Genomic DNA, 17,728 nt, shown 5'->3' with positions numbered 1-17,728 from the left:
CTAACGCAAATCCGGGGTCGAGTCAAAAAGCCTGTTATGCTCGATCAGGGCGTAGCGGTCGGTCATCCCGGCAATGAAATTACCGATCCGCCTGGCGCGTTCCGCCTCGGTCTCCGCCTCCCTGCCCTCCACCCACTCGGGCGGCAGGTCGCCCGGAGATTGCCGGTAGCGCGCGAACAGGTCGAACACGATCTGTTCGGCGTCGTCCATCACCCGCATCACCCGCTGGTGGCGGTACATCCGCTGCCAGAGGAAGGCCTTGATCTCCGCCTCCTCCTCGGCCACGGCCGGCGGAAACGCAATCAGCGGCCCATTGTGACGGCGCACGTCGTGAGCGGATTGCGGCTGTGCGGCCTCGAGCCGCCGGCTCGCCTCGGCGAATACCGCGCTGATGAAATGCGAGATCAACTCGCGCACCAGTTCCGCGCCACGCCGGACTTCGTCCAGAGCCGGATAGTGCCGGTCGATTTCCGCGATGATCTCCGCGGTCAACGGCATCACCTTGAGTTCGTCAACCTTGAACAGCCCCGCGCGCAGGCCGTCATCGATGTCGTGGGCATCGTAGGCGATGTCGTCGGCGAAGGCCGCGACCTGGGCTTCGAGCGAGGCAAAGCTCCACAGCTCCAGGTCGTAGGTCTTGTTGTAGTCGGAAATACCGATAGGGATGCCGCCTGTCTCGCGGTAGCGTCCGGCCGGCGCACCGTCGCGCTCGGTCAGCGGGCCGTTGTGCTTGACGATGCCCTCAAGCGATTCCCAGGTGAGATTGAGCCCGTCGAATTCCGGATAACGGTGCTCCAGCGCAGTGACCATGCGCAGCGTCTGCGCGTTGTGATCGAAGCCGCCATGGGGTTTCAGGCACCTGTCCAGCGCCCGCTCGCCGGCATGGCCGAACGGCGGGTGTCCGAGGTCATGCGCCAGCGCCAAGGTCTCCGTCAGGTCCTCGTCCAGCCCGAGCTGGCGAGCCAGCGCACGGGCGATCTGTGCAACTTCCAGCGAATGGGTCAGCCGCGTGCGATAGTGGTCGCCCTCGTGGAACACGAAGACCTGGGTCTTGTACTTCAGCCGCCGGAATGCAGTGGAATGGATCACCCGGTCGCAATCCCGGCGGAAGGCGCTGCGGGTCTTGCTCGGGGCCTCCGCGAACAGCCGCCCGCGGCTGCGATCGGGGTCGCAGGCATAGGGCGCGCGGGGGGCAGCCATTCCGACCGACACGGTATTTTAGTCCTTATCCATTTGATTCCGCTTCCTTCCGCACTTAACTATGGTGAGTGCGGGATACCAAATGAATTGGGTATGACGCTGCCAGCATGATCCGGAAAAGTGGATACCGGTTTTCCCTCGCGACAAACGCGGAGCGTCTGCGCGGAGATCATGCTCAAATGATAAGGCTTCGGAGCTTGCCATGACTGATTCTGTCACCATCACCGAGCGGGCCGCCCGCCGGATCGGTCAAATCCTCAAGAGCGAGGGTGACGGTGCGATGCTGCGCATTTCGGTCGAAGGCGGTGGCTGCTCCGGCTTCCAGTATAAGTTCGACGTCGACCGCGCCAAGGCGGAAGACGATCTCGTGATCTCCCGTGAGGAGGCGGTGGTGCTGGTCGATTCAGCCTCTGCGCCATTCCTGGCGGGGTCCGAGGTGGATTTTGTCGACGATTTGATCGGCGCGTCGTTCCGCGTCGTGAATCCGAACGCTACCGCCTCCTGCGGCTGCGGCACCAGCTTCTCGATCTGATTTTCCTCTCAGCGGCTGGCGAACAACGCCCGCGCATTGCCGTGCGCGATCTTTGCGGCGATATCGGGCGGTAGCTGATCGAGCCAGGCGCGGTAGGCGGCCATGATGTCGCCGTAGCTTGCCCAGCGTTCCGGCACCCAGGTGTCGGAGCCCAGCAGGAAGCGGTTCGGATAGCGCTCGAACAGCGCGCGCCACTCCGCCGTCAGCTTGCCTGCCCCGTCGACAATACCGCCGCGATAGGACAGCTCGCCCCACAGGTTCGGATATTTGCCGAGCATGGCGGCGACGCGATCGGTCGGCAGGCCAAAGCCGGTATGCGCCCAGATGATCCTGGCGCGCGGATTATGCCGCATCAGGATCTCGACGGCTTCCTGATCGGCGTGCGCGTGCAAATAGAGATCGTGGTCGACGGCGAAATCGACGGTCTTCTTCACCCACTCGGTATCAGCCGCCTTGCCCGACAAATGGAATTCGCCGATACCGCGATAATAGCCGCGCTTGAACTCCTGCTGCACGAGGTCGAAGATCGCGGGATCGCCAAACCAGGTCTGGATGTCGGCACGCACGCGGTAGGGCCGGAGGAACGGCACCACCTCGAGGCCATCAGCCTTGGCATCGACCAGTACATGCGTCCCGGCATTGGGACGGCTGGTGGCAATGATGCCGGTGATACGGTGCTTCTTGAACAGCGCCAGCACTTCATCGAGCTTGTAGGTGGGCGTCGGCTCCCAATTGTAGTGCAGATGCGCGTCGAAGATCTCGATCGGCTCGGCCGCGCGGGCGGGCGGGCCGATCGTTGCGAGCCACGCGACGGCGGCAAATCCCGCCGCCCACATTGCACGGGGAGACATCATCACTCCGCCGCCACCACGTGCGGCCGATCCTCGCCACCCTCCTCCTGCGGCTCGAGCCTGCGGCGCAGCCGACGGTCGATGCGGTCGAGATAGATATAGATCACCGGCGTGATGAACAGCGTCAGCAGTTGCGAGACGCAGAGCCCCCCGACCACGGCGACGCCGAGCGGCTGGCGCAGTTCGGCGCCGGCGCCGGCACCGAGTGCGATCGGCAGCGTGCCGAAGATCGCGGCAAACGTCGTCATCATGATCGGGCGGAAGCGCAGCAACGCCGCCTCACGTATGGCGTGTTCGGCGCTCAGGCCGACGCGACGACGCTCGAGCGCGAAGTCGACCATCATGATCGCGTTCTTCTTGACGATGCCGACCAGCATCACGATGCCGATCATCGCGATGACCGACAGCTCCATGTTGAACAGCATCAAGGTGAGGATCGCGCCGATGCCGGCCGACGGCAGGCCGGAGATGATCGTGATTGGGTGGATGAAGCTCTCGTAGAGAATGCCGAGGATCACGAAGGCCGCGAACACCGCGGCGAGGATCAGCACGCCCTGCCCCCGCAGCGAATCCTGGAACACCTGCGCGGTGCCGGAGAAGCCGGTCGCGATCGTCGCCGGCAGGTTCGAGCTCTGCTCCAGCGCCGTGATCTGGTCGACCGCATAACCCAGCGAAGTGCCGGGCGCGAGGTTGAACGAGATCGTCACCGCCGGCTGCTGGCCCTGGTGGTTGATCTGCAACGGCCCGACCGACGGCACCAGTCTTGCGACGGCATCGAGCGGAATGGTCTGGCCGCTCCCGGTCTTCATGTAGAGCTTGGACAGATTGGACGGATCGACCCGGAACTCCGGCTGCACCTCCAGGATGATCTGGTAGTCGTTTGAGGGCATGTAGATGGTGCCGACCTGGCGTGCGCCATAGGCGTTGTAGAGCTGGTTGCGCACCTGATCGACGGTGACGCCGTAGACCGCGGCCTTCTCGCGGTCGATGTCGACCGTCATCTGCGGATTCTTGATGTAGAGATCGGTGGTGACGTCGAGCAGGCCCGGAATCTTCTCGATCTTGTCGCGCATCTCAGGCGCGATCCGGTATAGCGACTCGGTATCGCCGCTCTGCAGCACATATTGATACTGGCTCTTGGAAACGCGGCCGCCGATGTTGAGGTTCTGGACGCTCTGGAAGAATGCCTGCATGCCCGGGATGGCGCGGGCCTTCTGGCGCAGCCGTCCGATCACAACGCTAGCGTTGTCGCGCTCCTTCTGCGGCTTCAGCGCGATGAACAGGCGGCCGTAATTCGCTGTCGGGTTGGGCCCGCCGGAACCAACGGTCGAGTTGACGTAGTCGATCGCAGGGTCGGTCCGAAGCACGTCGACCAGCGCCTGCTGGCGCACCTTCATCGCTTCGAATGACGTGTCGGTCGCAGCCTCGGTCACGCCGATCAGGAAGCCGGTGTCCTCCTGCGGGAAGAAGCCCTTCGGCACGATCATGTAGAGATAGAAGGTGCCGGCGAGCGTCGCCAAGGTGACCGCGAGCATCAGCGCCTTTTTCGTCAGCACCCAGTCGAGCGCCCATTCATAGGCCCGCAGCAAGGCGTCGAACATCGCCTCGAACGCCCGCAGCACGACATTCGGGCGCTTGGTCTCGTCATGGGCGCGCAGCACGCGCGCGCACAGCATCGGCGTCAAGGTCAGCGAGACGAACCCGGACACGATGATCGCGATCGAGATCGTCACCGCGAATTCACGGAATACGCGGCCGACGATGCCGCCCATCAGGAGCACCGGGATGAACACGGCGATCAGCGAGAAGGTGATCGAGATGATGGTAAAGCCGATCTCGCGCGCGCCCTTCAGTGCCGCCTCGAACGGTCGCCTGCCGCGCTCGATGTGGCGGACGATGTTTTCCAGCATGACGATGGCGTCGTCGACCACAAAGCCGACCGACAATGTCAGCGCCAGCAGCGTCATGTTGTTGACGGAGTAATCCAGCGCATACATCGCCGCGAAGGTGCCGAGCAGCGAGATCGGAACCGCGAGCGCCGGAATGAAAGTGGCCCACAGCGACCGCAGGAACAGGAAGATCACCAGGATGACCAGCCCGATCGCGATCAACAGGGTTTCCTCGACGTCGCTGACCGCCTGCCGGATCGAGACCGAGCGGTCCATCATCACCTGCATGGTCACCGAGGGCGGGATCGAGGCGCGCAGCGCCGGCAGCTTCGCCAATACGGAATCGACCACCGCAACCGTATTGGCGTCGGGCTGCTTCTGGATCGCGAGCACGATCGCACGCTCGTCGTTCAGCCAGGTCGCGACCTTGTCGTTCTCGACGCTGTCATAGACCTTTGCGATTTCATCGAGTCTGACCGGCGAGCCGTTACGCCAGGCGACATAGATCTGCCGGTAGTCGGCTGCCTTGTCCATCTGGCCGGAGGCCTGCAGCGCGACGTCCTGCTTCGGCCCGTTCAGCGTTCCGACCGGGGTCGAGGAATTCGCGCGCGACACCGCGGTCCTGATGTCCTCGAGCGACACCCCGCGCGCCGCCGCGGCCACGGGGTCGGCCTGGACCCGGATCGCGAATTTCTGAGCGCCGTAGATCAGGACCTGGGCGACGCCCGGAAGCTGCGACAGCGCCTGGCCGACGGTGATGTCGCCATACTCGTTGACGGCCGAGAGTGGCAGCGTCGCCGAGTTCAGCGAGATGAAGAGAATCGGGAAGTCCGCAGGGTTCACCTTGCGGAAGCTCGGCGGTGTCGTCATCTCGATCGGCAGCCGGCGCTGCGCGATCGTCAGCGCGGTCTGCACGTCGAGCGCCGCGGCATCGATGTTGCGGTTGAGATCGAACTGGATGGTGATGACGCTCGTGCCCTGCGAGGAGTTCGAGGACATCGAGGATATGCCCGCGATCGTCGAGAGCTGCCGCTCGATGATGCCGGCGACCGAGGCCGCCATGGTGTCGGCGCTCGCGCCCGGCAGCGTCGCGGTCACCGCAATGGTCGGGAAATCGACTTTCGGCAGCGCCGAGACCGGCAACAGGCGGAAGCCGAAGATGCCAAAGGCGATGATCGCCGCGGTGATCAGCGTCGTCATCACCGGTCGCCGGATGCAAAGTTCGGGCAGCGACATCGCTCACGCCCCGGCCTTGCGGGCGCGCGGCTCGGCCCGCGTGCCGTCCGACAACAGCAACTGGCCGTCGACGACGACGTCCTCGCCGCCGGAGAGCCCCTCGGCGATCACCGAGAAGCCGCCGAAGGTGCGGTCGACCTTGACCGGCATGACCTTGGCCACGCCGTCCTTCACGGCGAAGACATAGTTGCCGTTCTGGCTGCGCTGGACCGCGACTGTCGGAACCACCACGGCATCCTCGTTACGGATGATCAGCTTGGTCTGCACCAGAATGCCCGGCCACAGGGTCTCATTTCCATTGTCCATGATGCCGCGGACGGTCACCATGCCCGTGGTCGAGTCCACCGTGTTCTCGACCATCGCGACCTTGCCCTCTTCCGAGCGCTTGTGCCCGGGGACGGTCGCGATCACCTTGGAATCGCTTTTCACCATCGCGTCGCGGAGGTCGACCAGCACGCGCTGCGGAATCGCGAAGGTGACGTAGACCGGCGCCATCTGGTTGATGGTGGCGAGCGGCTGGGTGTCGGCGGGGCGCACGAAATTGCCGACCTTCACATTGGCGGCGCTGATGCGGCCCGCGAACGGCGCGCGGATGACAGTGTAGCTTTTCTGGACCCGCAAATTCTCCAGTGCCGACTGGTCGGCCTTGATGGTTCCGATCAGGATGTCGGACTGGGTCTTGGCGTTGTCGACATTGACCTGGGTGGTCGCGCCCTTGGCGACGAGATCGTTGTAGCGGCGGAGATCGCGCTGCGCGCCCTCGAGCTGGGCCTGGTCCTTGGCCAGCACACCCTCCGCCTGCTCGATCTGGGCGTCGATTTGCCGCGCGTCGAGCGTGAACAAGAGGTCGCCCTCATTGACCTTGGCGCCGTCCTCGAAATGCACGCCAATGATCGTGGTCTCCAGCCGTGACTTCAGCGCCACGCTGGCAATCGGCGTCACTGTTCCGATGGCGTCGACATCGACGGGCACCGAACGCCGCTCCGCCTTGGCGAGCTCGACCGAAACCGCGCGCGGCCGCTGCGGCGCCTGCGCGCTCGCGCCACCACCGGCGAGCCACGAAGAGCGGGTGGCGTAGGCGGCCACGGCAACGATGCCGATGACGCCTGCAACGAGGATCAAATTTCTTTTCTTCATGCTTTTTGCTCGTCCGCCGGCCCGCAACGGCCGTGACGACCCAATCCTGCCCCTGCCAGCCCCTCGACGGCGCATTTTGCGCCATTAATTCTTAAATCGTTATCACAGCCCTGCGGCACATGGTATGCCAACGGCCGAAATTGTGGCTACGACTTAGGTCCCCTTCATGCGCATCGCGACGTGGAACGTCAATTCGATCCGGCAGCGGCTCGAGCTCCTCCTCACTTGGCTTAAGGAGTGCTCCCCCGACATCGTCTGCCTGCAGGAAATCAAATGCACCGACGAAGCGTTTCCGCGGCTGGAGATTGAATCGCTCGGCTACAACGTCGTCACCCACGGACAAAAGACCTTCAACGGCGTCGCCCTGCTCTCCAAGCTGCCGTTCGACGAGACCAAGTCGGGCCTCGCCGGCGATGATGAGGATGCCCACGCCCGCTTCCTCGAAGGCGTCGTCACCCACAAGCACGGCGTGCTCAGGATCGCCTGCCTCTATCTGCCCAATGGCAACCCGGCGAATAGCGACAAATATCCCTACAAGCTCAAATGGATGTCGCGGCTTCTTGAGTATTCGAGGGAGCGACTTAAAGCGGAAGAGCCACTGATCCTTGCCGGCGACTTCAACGTGATCCCGGCGGCGTCGGACGTCTACAACCCGCCGGCCTGGGTGGAAGACGCCCTGTTCCGCCCGACCACCCGCGAAGCGTTCCAGTCCCTGCTCGGCCTCGGCCTGACCGACGCGCTGCGCGCCGTCACCGACGCGCCCGGCCAGTACACGTTCTGGGACTATCAGGCCGGGGCCTGGCAGAAGAACTGGGGCCTGCGGATCGATCACCTCTTGATGTCGCCCCAAGCCAGCGACCGGCTGACCCATGTCGGGGTCGACAGCTACGTCCGCGCCTGGGAAAAACCATCAGACCACGTGCCGGTGTGGGCCGATCTCGACTTCGAGGCTGCGTAAGAACGGCACTGTCGTCCTCCTCGCTAACGCAAGAGGAAGTGCGGCATCCAATCGCGGAGGATGCAATGCGACCCAATCTCGGCTAGTCGCGGCGGCCCTGCACCCAGTGCTCGAGCATCTGCAGCGCCATCGCACGGTCGTCGTCGGAGGCCTTGGCGAACGCGCGGTTATAGCTTTCCTTGATCCACATCTCGTCGGGAGCAGCGCTGTCGCGGGCGAGCGTCAGCCACATCAGGCCGCGGGCCCGCTGCGGCGGCAGCCTGTCGCCGTTGAACAGCATCTGGCCGAGCAGCGCCTGAGCCTGGTGCTGGCCCTTCTGGGCCGCAAGCCCGAGCCAGCGCGCGCCATAGCGGAAATCTTCCCGCGAGGCGTCCGGCGTCTTCAGATAGAGCCGGGCGAGGTCATACTGGGCGTCGGCATTGCCGAAATAGGACGCGGCATAGGAGAACATCTCCCGCGCCCGGTCGGTGTCCGCCTTGATCTTCGAGTTCGGAATGCCGTTGAGGTAATAGCGCCCCAGCGCCACGAAGGCCTGGGCCACGATCGTCGCCTGCGGCGCCGACGGGCTGTCCTCGGCATGCGCATTGGCGATGCGGCTGAAATATTCGAAGGCGCGCAGATCGTCCTGGGCGACACCGTCGCCTTCGGCATACATCCGGCCAAGCTTCCACTGGGCGACGGGATGGCCGCCCTCTGCGGCAAATTGCAGCGACGAGAAGGAACTCGTGGAATTGGCGGCGTTCGCCGTGGGCGGCGGAACCGCGATCCGCTTCAATCCGCCCCCAGCGCTGGGCTGAGGGGAAACCATCGGCAGCGTGGCGTCCGACGGATTGACCGGGGCGCCGTCAAACGCGAATCCGGGGCCCGCCACCGGAATGGCCCCTAAAATCAACGCAATAATCGTACGCTCAAATGTCCGCATAACACTGTTTCTCGTGCGCGCCACCCGGATGGGTGATCGCGCCATCCACCGCAGGCCCGACCTGCTGGGCATACTTCCACAGCGCACCAGATGTGTGGTTAGTCGCGCGAGGGGCCCATTTGGTCTTGCGTTCGGCGAGCTCGGCGTCGCTCAACTTTACGTTAAGAGTCCCGGCCACCGCGTCGATCTCGATGATGTCGCCGTCCTGAAGCAGCGCGATCGGTCCGCCGATGGCGGCTTCCGGCCCGACATGACCGATGCAGAAGCCTCTCGTGGCGCCCGAGAACCGGCCGTCGGTGATCAGCGCGATCTTGCCGCCCATGCCCTGCCCGGTCAGCGCCGCCGTCGTTGCCAGCATTTCCCGCATGCCCGGACCGCCCTTCGGCCCCTCATAGCGGATGACGATGACCTCGCCTTCCTTATAGGTCCGCTTCTGGACCGCCTCGAAGGCGTCCTCCTCGCGGTCGAAGCAACGGGCAGGCCCGGTAAACTTCAAGTTCGACATGCCCGCGACCTTCACGATCGCTCCTTCCGGCGCAAGATTACCCTTCAAGCCGACGACACCGCCGGTGACGGTGATCGGCTTGTCCGCCGGACGGACCACGTCCTGATGCGGATTCCATTTCACGCTTTTGAGGTTTTCGGCGATCGTTCGGCCCGTCACGGTCAGGCAATCGCCGTGGAGGTAACCGTTATCGAGCAGCGTCTTCATCAGCAGCGGGATGCCGCCAGCTTCAAACATGTCTTTGGCAACATAACGGCCGCCCGGCTTCAAATCAGCGACATAGGGAGTCTTTTTGAAGATTTCCGCCACGTCGAACAGATCGAACTTGATGCCGCATTCATTGGCGATCGCCGGCAGATGCAGCCCGGCATTGGTCGAGCCACCGGAGGCCGCGACCACGGCCGCGGCGTTCTCCAGGGATTTACGGGTGATGATGTCGCGCGGCCGGATGTTCTTGGCGACCAGCTCCATGATCTTCTCGCCGGCGGCAGCGCAGAACGCGTCGCGGATCTCGTAAGGCGCCGGCGCCCCGGCAGAATACGGGAGTGCGAGCCCGATCGCTTCCGACACGGTCGCCATGGTGTTGGCGGTGAACTGGGCACCGCAGGCACCGGCCGAGGGACAGGCCACGCGCTCGATCTCGTCGAGATCGGCATCCGACATGGCGCCGACCGAGTGCTTGCCGACGGCTTCGAACATGTCCTGGACGGTCACCTGCTGACCGCGGAAATTACCGGGGAGGATCGAGCCGCCGTAGATGAAGATCGAGGGCACGTTGAGGCGGACCATCGCCATCATCATGCCCGGCAGCGACTTGTCGCAGCCGGCGAGGCCAACCAGAGCGTCATAGGCGTGGCCGCGGACGGTCAGCTCGACCGAATCGGCGATGCATTCCCGAGATGGCAGCGACGAGCGCATGCCGTCATGGCCCATGGCGATGCCGTCGGTGACCGTGATGGTGCAGAATTCGCGCGGGGTGCCGCCGGCGGAGGCCACGCCCTTCTTCACCGCCTGAGCCTGGCGCATCAGCGAGATATTGCAGGGCGCGGCTTCGTTCCAGCAGGAGGCCACGCCGACGAACGGCTGGTGGATCTGCTCGGTGGTGAGCCCCATGGCATAGAGATACGAGCGGTGCGGGGCGCGCTCGGGGCCCTCCGTCACGTGGCGGCTTGGCAGCCTGTTCTTGAGATTGGTCTTGGCGTCCATCGCGAACCCAGTTTCCCTAGCCATCTCTGCCTTGACCCGGGAAATGGTGATCTTCCCTTCGCTTCGCGAGTGCCGTGGCTTTAGCCTTACGAAGCATCATTTCATGCAGGGGTGTGGCCAAAAAGCGGCGCGTGCAACACCCGGCTGATCAAACGGTTAAATCTTAGAGAACTGTTGCCTCATCGCAACAAACGTTGCCCCGCAGCAACCATTTGGACGGGTTCCTGGCGCCTAGCAGGCGTTTTTTGGGCACGCGACTGGCATCACAGGAGAAGCAATTCTGGCCACGTAGTGGGTTTGGCTCGGCGATTCTCGCTCTGTGGTCGCTGCCAAAGCGAGGTCCCATAACGACCAGAGGTTGACGTGACGCTAGCAAGCGGCCACCCGCTCGGCGCATCACCAGCGCCTGTAGTTATGGATCCTGGTCAAGCCAGGGACAGTTCTCCCCTCTCCGCTGTCATCGTCCGCGAAGGCGGACGATCCAGTATTCGACAGCAGGCAGTGCCTGCGTTCGGACGCCGCCGGTTACTGGATGCCCGCCTTCGCGGGCATGACACTGAAGTGAGGAGGCGAGTTCCCGTTCTCGCGAGGCGATGCGCCCGAGGTTACACCTCGCTTCACCTCTCTTTGGCCAAGATTGTCGGCTGAGTTCGCGCCGCTCGCGTCTGTCCGGTGGGAAGCATCACACGACGACGCGATCATTGGCAGATGCGAAGTTCCATCTCGATCAGTCCGCAATTCAACCGCGGTTAGAGTTCCATTCACGTCAGCGTTTTTTGCGCTCTGTGGCTTGAGCGCGACAGTTGCGAATCGACGCTGTGATAACCTTAGGTCACTCAAGCCGCACGGTTTGCGACTTGGTTTGTCTAATGGTTCGCAGGGGGACCATGGAATGAACCAGTGCTTACGTTCGCTGTCTTGTCTCCTCACCGTGGCTGTGCTCGCGCTATTCTCGACGGATGCGACGGCACGCTCGAGCCACAAGCAAGCGCACATCAAAAAGACGAACGACGCGAAGGCGACGAAGGGGCGCAACCAGCGTGATGCCTCAGTCGGAAAACGCGGACGTGGCAAGCACGCCGATGCGCGCCGCAAGTCGAAGAAATCGAAAGACGCATCCGCGAAGGAAGCTCCTGCGCCGACGCCGGCACTGTCAGGCGATCTCGCACTGGTGAAAGACGGGATCGATCTGGCGCGCAAGGCGAAGACGGAAGAGGCGACCGCCACCAGAGACAAGATCACCGACCCGGCGGGCCAGAAGCTGGTCGAATGGTACATCCTGCGCCACACGGAGACGACGGCGAATTTCAGCCGCTATGTGGGGTTCATGGCCGCCAATCCGGATTGGCCGAGCATGGCGCTATTGCGCCGCAAGGCCGAGGGGCGGCTGTGGCAGGAGCGCAGCGACGCGGTCACGGTTCATCGCTTCACCCGCGATCGGCCCACCAGCGCCAAGGGCAAATTCGCGCTGGCGCGGGTGCTCCTGACCGAAGGCGACCGAGATGGAGCTGCGCGTCTGGTGGGCGACGCCTGGCGCTCGGATGAATTGTCGGATCGGCTGGAGGGCGACGCATATGAGCTGTTCGGCGATCTCCTCACCCGCGAGGATCACCGCGCGCGCATGGACAAGCGGATCGGCGCCAGGGATCTTGCCGGCGCCAAGCGCGCGGCGCAACGGCTTGGCAGCGACGAGCTTGCGATCGTGAAGGCCTGCGGCGCGGTGGCCGCGAAATCGAGCAAGGCGCTCGACCAGCTCAACGATGTCGCGACTGAGGCCCGCAAGGATCTCGGCTACACGCTTTGCCGCCTGCAGTGGCTGCTCGGCGAGAACCGGGTTGATGACGCGGCGGACCTGGTGCTATCAGCCGCGCCCGAGACCATGGCGCTGCAGGACACCGATCAATGGTGGCGCGAGCGGCGCTCGCTGGCGCGCAAACTGCTCGATCAGGGCAAGTTCCAGACCGCATACCAGGTTGTCGCCGCCGCCGCGCTGCCGGCCAACGAATATTACCGTGCTGATTTCCACTCCACGTGCGGCTGGATCGCCTTGCGCTATCTCGACGATCCCGTGACTGCGGCGACGCATTTCGCGCGCATCGACGAAGGCGCGGCCAATCCGATCGTGCTGGCGCGCGCCAACTACTGGCGCGGCCGCGCCGCCGAAGCGCTCGGAGAAAAGGACGCGATGCGCGCCAGCTACGAAGCTGCCGCGCGCTACCCGACCGCCTATTACGGACAGCTCGCGCGCGCCAAGCTCGGCCTTGATGCGATCGAGCTGCGGGCGCCCTCGCCTGCTGCCGCCGACGATGCGGCGGCTGCAGACGAGCGCGTGCGCGCCGCCGATATGCTCTACCAGATCGGCGAACGCGACGTGGTGCTGTATTTCGCCGCCGATCTCGGCGAGCAGAGCACGGATGTCCCCATGCTCAACGCGCTCGGCGAGCTCACCGCCCGCCGCAACGATGCGGCCACCATGCTGCAGCTCGGCAAGCTGGCGCTGGGGCGCGGCCTTGCACTCGATCAATACGCCTTCCCGACCATCGGGATCCCCCAACATACCCAGGTCGCGCCCGAGATCGAGCGCAGCATGATCTATTCGGTGGCGCGCACCGAGAGCGCGTTCGATCAGCGCGACAAGTCGCCGGCCAATGCCGTCGGCCTGATGCAGGTGACGCCGGAAGCCGGCCGCGACACCGCCAAGCGCTTCGGCGTGACCTATGACTGGGACCGGATGGTTTCCGATCCCGTCTACAACACCCAGATGGGCGCCGCCGAGCTCAGCGCGCTGCTCGCAGATTACAAGGGCTGTAACATCATGACGTTCGCCGGCTACAACGCCGGCCGCGGCCGGGTCCGCGACTGGGTGAAGGCCTATGGCGACCCGCGCGATCCGAACGTGGATCCGGTCGATTGGGTCGAGCGCATTCCGATCTCCGAGACGCGCAACTATGTGCAGCGCGTGATGGAGAACTTGCTGGTCTACCGCGAGCGCTTTAACAGCAGCACGGCGGTGGCAACAAAGACCGATCAACGCGTGGTTACGCAGGAGACGAACGCCGCGGCACCGGCGACCGCGGCTGCAGGCGCTGCGCAGTGATTTCCGTTGCGGCTCGCGCTCTGCCAGACCTTCATGGTGAGGAGCGCGCAGCGCGTCTCGAACCATGAGGCCCCTATCTGGCCCGCGGCGGCCCATCCTTCGAGACGCCTGCTTCGCAGGTTCCTCAGGATGAGGATCTCACGTGCGGCAGCGCGCGAGCTTCGTAGCCCGGGTGGAGCGTCAGCGTAACCCGGGGCCGCTCGTACACGTTGATGGAGGTGTCCCGGGTTGCGCCTCGCTTCACCCGGGCTACTCGCTACGATTTCAATCCACCTTCACGTCGGCGGCTTTGATCATCGGCCACCATTTTGCGATCTCGGCCTTCTGCCAGGCGCCGAGGGCTTCGGGCGCGAGCTGGTTCTTCGGCGGCATGCGCAGGCCGAGGTTTTCGAGCTGCTTCACGACCGCGGAATCGTTCAGCGCCTCCACCGCCGCGGCATTCAGCTTGGCGACGATCTCCTTCGGCGTACCCTTGGGTACCCAGAGGCCGGACCACAGCGTCATGTGGAAGCCCGGCAGGCCGGCTTCATCGGTGGTTGGGACCTCGGCCGCGGAGTCGACGCGCTTGTCGTCGGTCACGGCATAGGCGCGGATGGTGCCGCCGCGGACCTGGTTGATCGAGTTGGAGGTCTGATCGATCATGATGTCGATCTGTCCCGCGACAAGGTCGTTCAACGCCGGCGCTGTCCCGCGATAGGGCACATATTGCAATTTGATGCCGGCGACGTTCTCGAAATAGAGCCCGGCGATGTGGCTGCCGGAGCCGGCGCCCGCAGTGCCCGCGGTCGGCGGCGACGGGCGCGACTTCAGCCAGGCCAACAATTCGCTCAGCGATTTGGCGGGGATCGCATTCTTGCTGACGATGATCATCGGGTTGCTCGGCAGCAGCACCACGGGATCGAGATCGGCGACGAGGTCATAGCCGAGCTTGTAGACGGCGCCGTTGGCGACATGCGTGCCGAGATGGCCGAAAGAGATGGTGTAGCCGTCCGCCGGCGAGCGCACCGCGCGGCCGACGCCGATCGAGCCGCCCGCCCCCGTCACGTTCTCGATCAGGAGGGTCTCACCGAGCGAGGCCTTCATCCGCTCGGCGAGGATACGCGCCATCGCATCCGACGGCCCGCCAGCCGAGAACGGCACGATGACGGTGATCGGATGCGAAGGATAGTTTTGGGCGACGGCGGTGCCGCCGAACAAGAGAACTGCCAGCATCGCCAGAACTATTCTTCGCATCGCTCCCTCCCCTGTAAAGAAAGCCGTGCTCGGCTTGTTCTTATTTGGACATGGTCAACTCAACAGAACGGCCCCCGCTTTTTTCTAATTCCTTAGAATTGCGCGAAGTCGATCGGCTTGAAACGATCGAGCGTGCGCGTGACCGGCGGCAGCGGATATTTAAGGCCTGTCGCGCAATTGAACAGCATCACGCGATCGTTTTTCGTGACGCGTCCGTCGGCGAGGCTTTGCTTGTAGGCGGCGTAAGTGGCCGCGCCCTCGGGGCAAAGCAACAGCCCCTCCTCGCGCGCGACTTCGCTCAGCGCAGCAGAAATCTTCTCGTCATCGACCGCAATTGCGAAACCTTTGCTCTCGCGGACCGCGCGCAGGATCAGAAAATCTCCGATCGCCTGTGGCACGCGGATGCCGGAGGCGATGGTGTGCGCGTCTTCCCAGCGTGTCGCATGCTCGGTGCCTGCTTCAAAAGCACGCACCATCGGGGCGCAGCCGGAGGCCTGCACCGCGACCATGCGCGGGCGTTTGCTGCCGATGAAGCCGATCGCCTCCAGTTCGGCAAAGGCCTTCCACATGCCGATCAGGCCGGTGCCGCCGCCGGTCGGATAGAAGATCACGTCGGGCACGTCCCAGCCGAGTTGTTCGGCGAGTTCGAGCCCCATCGTCTTCTTGCCCTCGATCCGGTACGGCTCCTTCAGGGTCGACGTGTCGAACCAACCGACCTTGGCCTTGCCCTCGCCGACGATCTTGCCGCAATCGTCGATCAGGCCGTTGACGCGATAGACGGTCGCGCCCTGCAGCTCGATCTCACTGACATTCACCTCCGGCGTGTCGGCCGGGCAGAAGATCGTGGTCTTGATGCCGCAGGCGGTGGCATAGGCGGCGAGCGCAGCACCGGCATTGCCGTTGGTCGGCATCGCCATGTGCTTGATGCCGAGCGCCTTGCCCATCGACACCGCCATGACAAGCCCGCGCGCCTTGAACGAGCCGGTCGGCAGCCGCCCCTCGTCCTTCACGATGATCTCGCCGCCGCCGAGCTTGGCGCCGAGCTTCGGCAGCCGGATCAGCGGCGTCGTCACCTCGCCGAGGCTGACGATGTCCTTGCACTGGCGCACCGGCAACAATTCGCGATACCGCCACATCTCGGCGGGACGCTCCTTCAGCGCATCCTTGCTCAGCGCCTTCTTCACGCCCGCAAGGTCGTAGCGCACGAGCAGCGGCTTGCCGGCCTTGGAGAGATTGTGCACCTGGTCGGCGGGATAGCGGTCGCCCTCCATCGCGCATTCGAGATGGGTGACGAAGGTCGGGCGTTCGATGGTGAGGTTGTCGTTGTCTTTCACGATTCGCCGTCCCTTCCGTTACATGTTGAGGACGCGCCCATAGGCGTCCAGCACCGCTTCCTTCATCATCTCCGACAGCGTCGGATGCGGGAAGATGGTGTGCATCAGCTCTTCCTCTGTCGTCTCGAGGTTCATGGCGATCACATAGCCCTGGATCAGCTCGGTGACCTCCGCGCCGACCATGTGGGCGCCGAGAAGCTGGCCGGTCTTCTTGTCGAAGATCACCTTGACCATGCCCTGGTCCTCGCCGAGCGCGATCGCCTTGCCGTTGCCGACGAAGGGGAAGCGGCCGACACGAATGTCGCGTCCGGCTTCCTTGGCCTTGGCCTCGGTCATGCCGACGGACGCCACCTGCGGATAGCAATAGGTGCAGCCGGGAATCATGTTCCTGTCCATCGGGTGCGGATGCAGGCCCTTGATCGCCTCGACGCAGATGATGCCCTCATGCTCGGCCTTGTGCGCGAGCATCGGAGGGCCAGCGACGTCACCGATCGCATAGATGCCGGGGACGTTGGTCCGGCAATAACCGTCGATGGCGATGATGCCCCGCTCGGCCTTCACGCCGAGCTTCTCCAGCCCGATGCCTTCGACATTGCCGACCACGCCGACGGCCGAGATCACGCGGTCGAACTCGATGGTCTGCGGCTTGCCCTTGCCGTCGTCGATGGTCGCGACCACGCTGTCGCTCTTCTTGTCGAGCTTCGTCACCTTGGTATTGGTGAAGATCTTGATGCCCTGCTTCTCGAACGCCTTGTGCGCGAATTTCGCGATTTCGGTGTCCTCTACGGGCAAGATCTGCGGCAGCACTTCGACGACCGTCACCTCCGCGCCGAGGGTGCGATAGAAAGAGGCAAACTCGATGCCGATCGCGCCGGAGCCGATCACCAAGAGCGATTTCGGCATCTTGTCCGGCACCATCGCCTCGAAATAGGTCCAGACCAGCTTCTTGTCGGGCTCGAGTCCCGGCAGCACGCGCGGCCGCGCGCCGGTCGCGATGATGATGTGTTTTGCCTGGTAGGTCCCCTCACCGAGCGCGCCCTTCGGCGCCTCGACGGAAGACTTCTTGACCGTCAGCTTGCCGGGCGCATCGATCGTCGCTTCACCCCAGATCGTCGTGATCTTGTTCTTACGGAACAGGAAGCCGACGCCATCGTTCAGCCGCTTCACCACGTTGCGCGAACGCTGCACCACCGCCTTCGGATCGAACGAGATGTTCTCCGCCGACAGCCCGTAGTCCTTGGCGTGCTGCATCAGATGATAGACTTCCGCCGAGCGCAGCAGCGCCTTGGTCGGGATGCAGCCCCAATTGTTGCAGATGCCGCCGAGATAAGCCTTTTCCACCACCGCGGTCTTGAAGCCGAGCTGCGCCGCGCGGATCGCGGTGACATAGCCGCCGGGGCCGGCGCCGATGATGATAACGTCGAAGGAAGTGTCAGCCATCACAAATCCGATCTAGCGAGAGCAACCAGGAATCCGGTCCATCCAAGCGCAAGCAGCCCGGCGCCGCCCAGCATGATCCGGAACTGGGTCGTCGATGCCAGATCACGCGCGCGGACGATCAGCGCAGCAATCGCCAGCGCTATTGCAAGAACATAGGGACCATAGAGCAATGCGTTAGACGTCACGCA

At 64.1% G+C, this 17,728-nt stretch carries 13 protein-coding genes; 3 read left to right on the top strand and 10 right to left on the bottom strand.

Going from position 1 to position 17,728, the window contains the following annotated elements; translation table 11 throughout:
• Positions 1–1,212 carry a deoxyguanosinetriphosphate triphosphohydrolase gene (locus tag OZ411_RS05165; protein WP_282527083.1) on the bottom strand — a complete coding sequence of 404 codons (1,212 nt, stop codon included), beginning with the start codon at positions 1,210–1,212 and terminating at the stop codon, positions 1–3.
• Between the two features lie 190 nt (positions 1,213–1,402).
• Here OZ411_RS05165 and erpA point away from each other — a divergent pair, with 190 nt between their 5' ends.
• A complete protein-coding gene (gene erpA, locus OZ411_RS05160; protein WP_130579149.1) occupies positions 1,403–1,732 on the top strand; it encodes an iron-sulfur cluster insertion protein ErpA in 330 nt (109 codons plus the stop codon).
• 8 nt (positions 1,733–1,740) lie between these two features.
• Here erpA and OZ411_RS05155 read toward each other — a convergent pair whose 3' ends face one another.
• The 3 genes from OZ411_RS05155 to OZ411_RS05145 are packed head-to-tail and all read right to left on the bottom strand — an operon-like array spanning position 1,741 to position 6,845.
• Positions 1,741–2,583: an amidohydrolase family protein gene (locus OZ411_RS05155; protein WP_282527082.1), complete on the bottom strand. Its 843-nt coding sequence runs from the start codon at positions 2,581–2,583 to the stop codon at positions 1,741–1,743.
• Between the two features lie 2 nt (positions 2,584–2,585).
• Entirely contained in the window at positions 2,586–5,708 is a 3,123-nt protein-coding gene (locus OZ411_RS05150) for an efflux RND transporter permease subunit (RefSeq protein ID WP_282527081.1), read from the bottom strand.
• Positions 5,709–5,711: 3 nt separating this feature from the next.
• Complete coding sequence (locus OZ411_RS05145; RefSeq protein ID WP_282527080.1) at positions 5,712–6,845, bottom strand: efflux RND transporter periplasmic adaptor subunit; 1,134 nt, start codon at positions 6,843–6,845, stop codon at positions 5,712–5,714.
• A 166-nt stretch (positions 6,846–7,011) separates the two neighbouring features.
• On the opposite strand from OZ411_RS05145, the gene xth reads away from it, so the two are divergent.
• Positions 7,012–7,803, top strand: coding sequence for an exodeoxyribonuclease III (gene xth / locus OZ411_RS05140; RefSeq protein WP_130579143.1), 792 nt, complete (start codon positions 7,012–7,014; stop codon positions 7,801–7,803).
• A gap of 82 nt (positions 7,804–7,885) precedes the next feature.
• On the opposite strand, the gene OZ411_RS05135 is transcribed toward xth, so the two are convergent.
• Positions 7,886–8,725, bottom strand: a complete 840-nt coding sequence (locus OZ411_RS05135) for a tetratricopeptide repeat protein (protein WP_028165610.1) — start codon at positions 8,723–8,725, stop codon at positions 7,886–7,888.
• Entirely contained in the window at positions 8,712–10,436 is a 1,725-nt protein-coding gene (gene ilvD, locus OZ411_RS05130) for a dihydroxy-acid dehydratase (protein ID WP_282527154.1), read from the bottom strand. Before ilvD ends, OZ411_RS05135 begins: the two co-directional genes overlap by 14 nt.
• 892 nt (positions 10,437–11,328) lie before the next feature.
• On the opposite strand from ilvD, the gene OZ411_RS05125 reads away from it, so the two are divergent.
• Complete coding sequence (locus OZ411_RS05125; RefSeq protein ID WP_282527079.1) at positions 11,329–13,533, top strand: lytic transglycosylase domain-containing protein; 2,205 nt, start codon at positions 11,329–11,331, stop codon at positions 13,531–13,533.
• 264 nt (positions 13,534–13,797) lie between these two features.
• On the opposite strand, the gene OZ411_RS05120 is transcribed toward OZ411_RS05125, so the two are convergent.
• The 4 genes from OZ411_RS05120 to OZ411_RS05105 all read right to left on the bottom strand — a co-directional run bounded on the left by OZ411_RS05120 (position 13,798) and on the right by OZ411_RS05105 (position 17,725).
• Entirely contained in the window at positions 13,798–14,766 is a 969-nt protein-coding gene (locus tag OZ411_RS05120; protein WP_130579139.1) for a tripartite tricarboxylate transporter substrate binding protein BugD, read from the bottom strand.
• A 92-nt stretch (positions 14,767–14,858) separates the two neighbouring features.
• Positions 14,859–16,100, bottom strand: a complete 1,242-nt coding sequence (locus OZ411_RS05115) for a threonine synthase (protein WP_282527078.1) — start codon at positions 16,098–16,100, stop codon at positions 14,859–14,861.
• 18 nt (positions 16,101–16,118) lie between these two features.
• Positions 16,119–17,540, bottom strand: coding sequence for a dihydrolipoyl dehydrogenase (lpdA, locus tag OZ411_RS05110; protein ID WP_130579135.1), 1,422 nt, complete (start codon positions 17,538–17,540; stop codon positions 16,119–16,121).
• Complete coding sequence (locus OZ411_RS05105; protein WP_028167551.1) at positions 17,540–17,725, bottom strand: hypothetical protein; 186 nt, start codon at positions 17,723–17,725, stop codon at positions 17,540–17,542. The genes lpdA and OZ411_RS05105 overlap by 1 nt, the downstream gene beginning before the upstream one ends.
• Between the last annotated feature and the right edge of the window lie 3 nt (positions 17,726–17,728).

This window comes from Bradyrhizobium sp. Arg237L, assembly GCF_029990105.1.
GTDB lineage: Bacteria > Pseudomonadota > Alphaproteobacteria > Rhizobiales > Xanthobacteraceae > Bradyrhizobium.
This window is presented reverse-complemented; position numbering and strand designations above follow the sequence as displayed.

Bases quoted from the DNA above. Each gene is read 5' to 3' on its own strand.
- OZ411_RS05135 (WP_028165610.1), bottom strand. From the start codon at position 8,725: ATGCGGACATTTGAGCGTACGATTATTGCGTTGATTTTAGGGGCCATT.
- lpdA (WP_130579135.1), bottom strand. From the start codon at position 17,540: ATGGCTGACACTTCCTTCGACGTTATCATCATCGGCGCCGGCCCCGGC.
- erpA (WP_130579149.1), top strand. From the start codon at position 1,403: ATGACTGATTCTGTCACCATCACCGAGCGGGCCGCCCGCCGGATCGGT.
- OZ411_RS05125 (WP_282527079.1), top strand. From the start codon at position 11,329: ATGAACCAGTGCTTACGTTCGCTGTCTTGTCTCCTCACCGTGGCTGTG.
- OZ411_RS05150 (WP_282527081.1), bottom strand. From the start codon at position 5,708: ATGTCGCTGCCCGAACTTTGCATCCGGCGACCGGTGATGACGACGCTG.
- xth (WP_130579143.1), top strand. From the start codon at position 7,012: ATGCGCATCGCGACGTGGAACGTCAATTCGATCCGGCAGCGGCTCGAG.
- OZ411_RS05120 (WP_130579139.1), bottom strand. From the start codon at position 14,766: ATGCGAAGAATAGTTCTGGCGATGCTGGCAGTTCTCTTGTTCGGCGGC.
- OZ411_RS05145 (WP_282527080.1), bottom strand. From the start codon at position 6,845: ATGAAGAAAAGAAATTTGATCCTCGTTGCAGGCGTCATCGGCATCGTT.
- OZ411_RS05155 (WP_282527082.1), bottom strand. From the start codon at position 2,583: ATGTCTCCCCGTGCAATGTGGGCGGCGGGATTTGCCGCCGTCGCGTGG.
- ilvD (WP_282527154.1), bottom strand. From the start codon at position 10,436: ATGGACGCCAAGACCAATCTCAAGAACAGGCTGCCAAGCCGCCACGTG.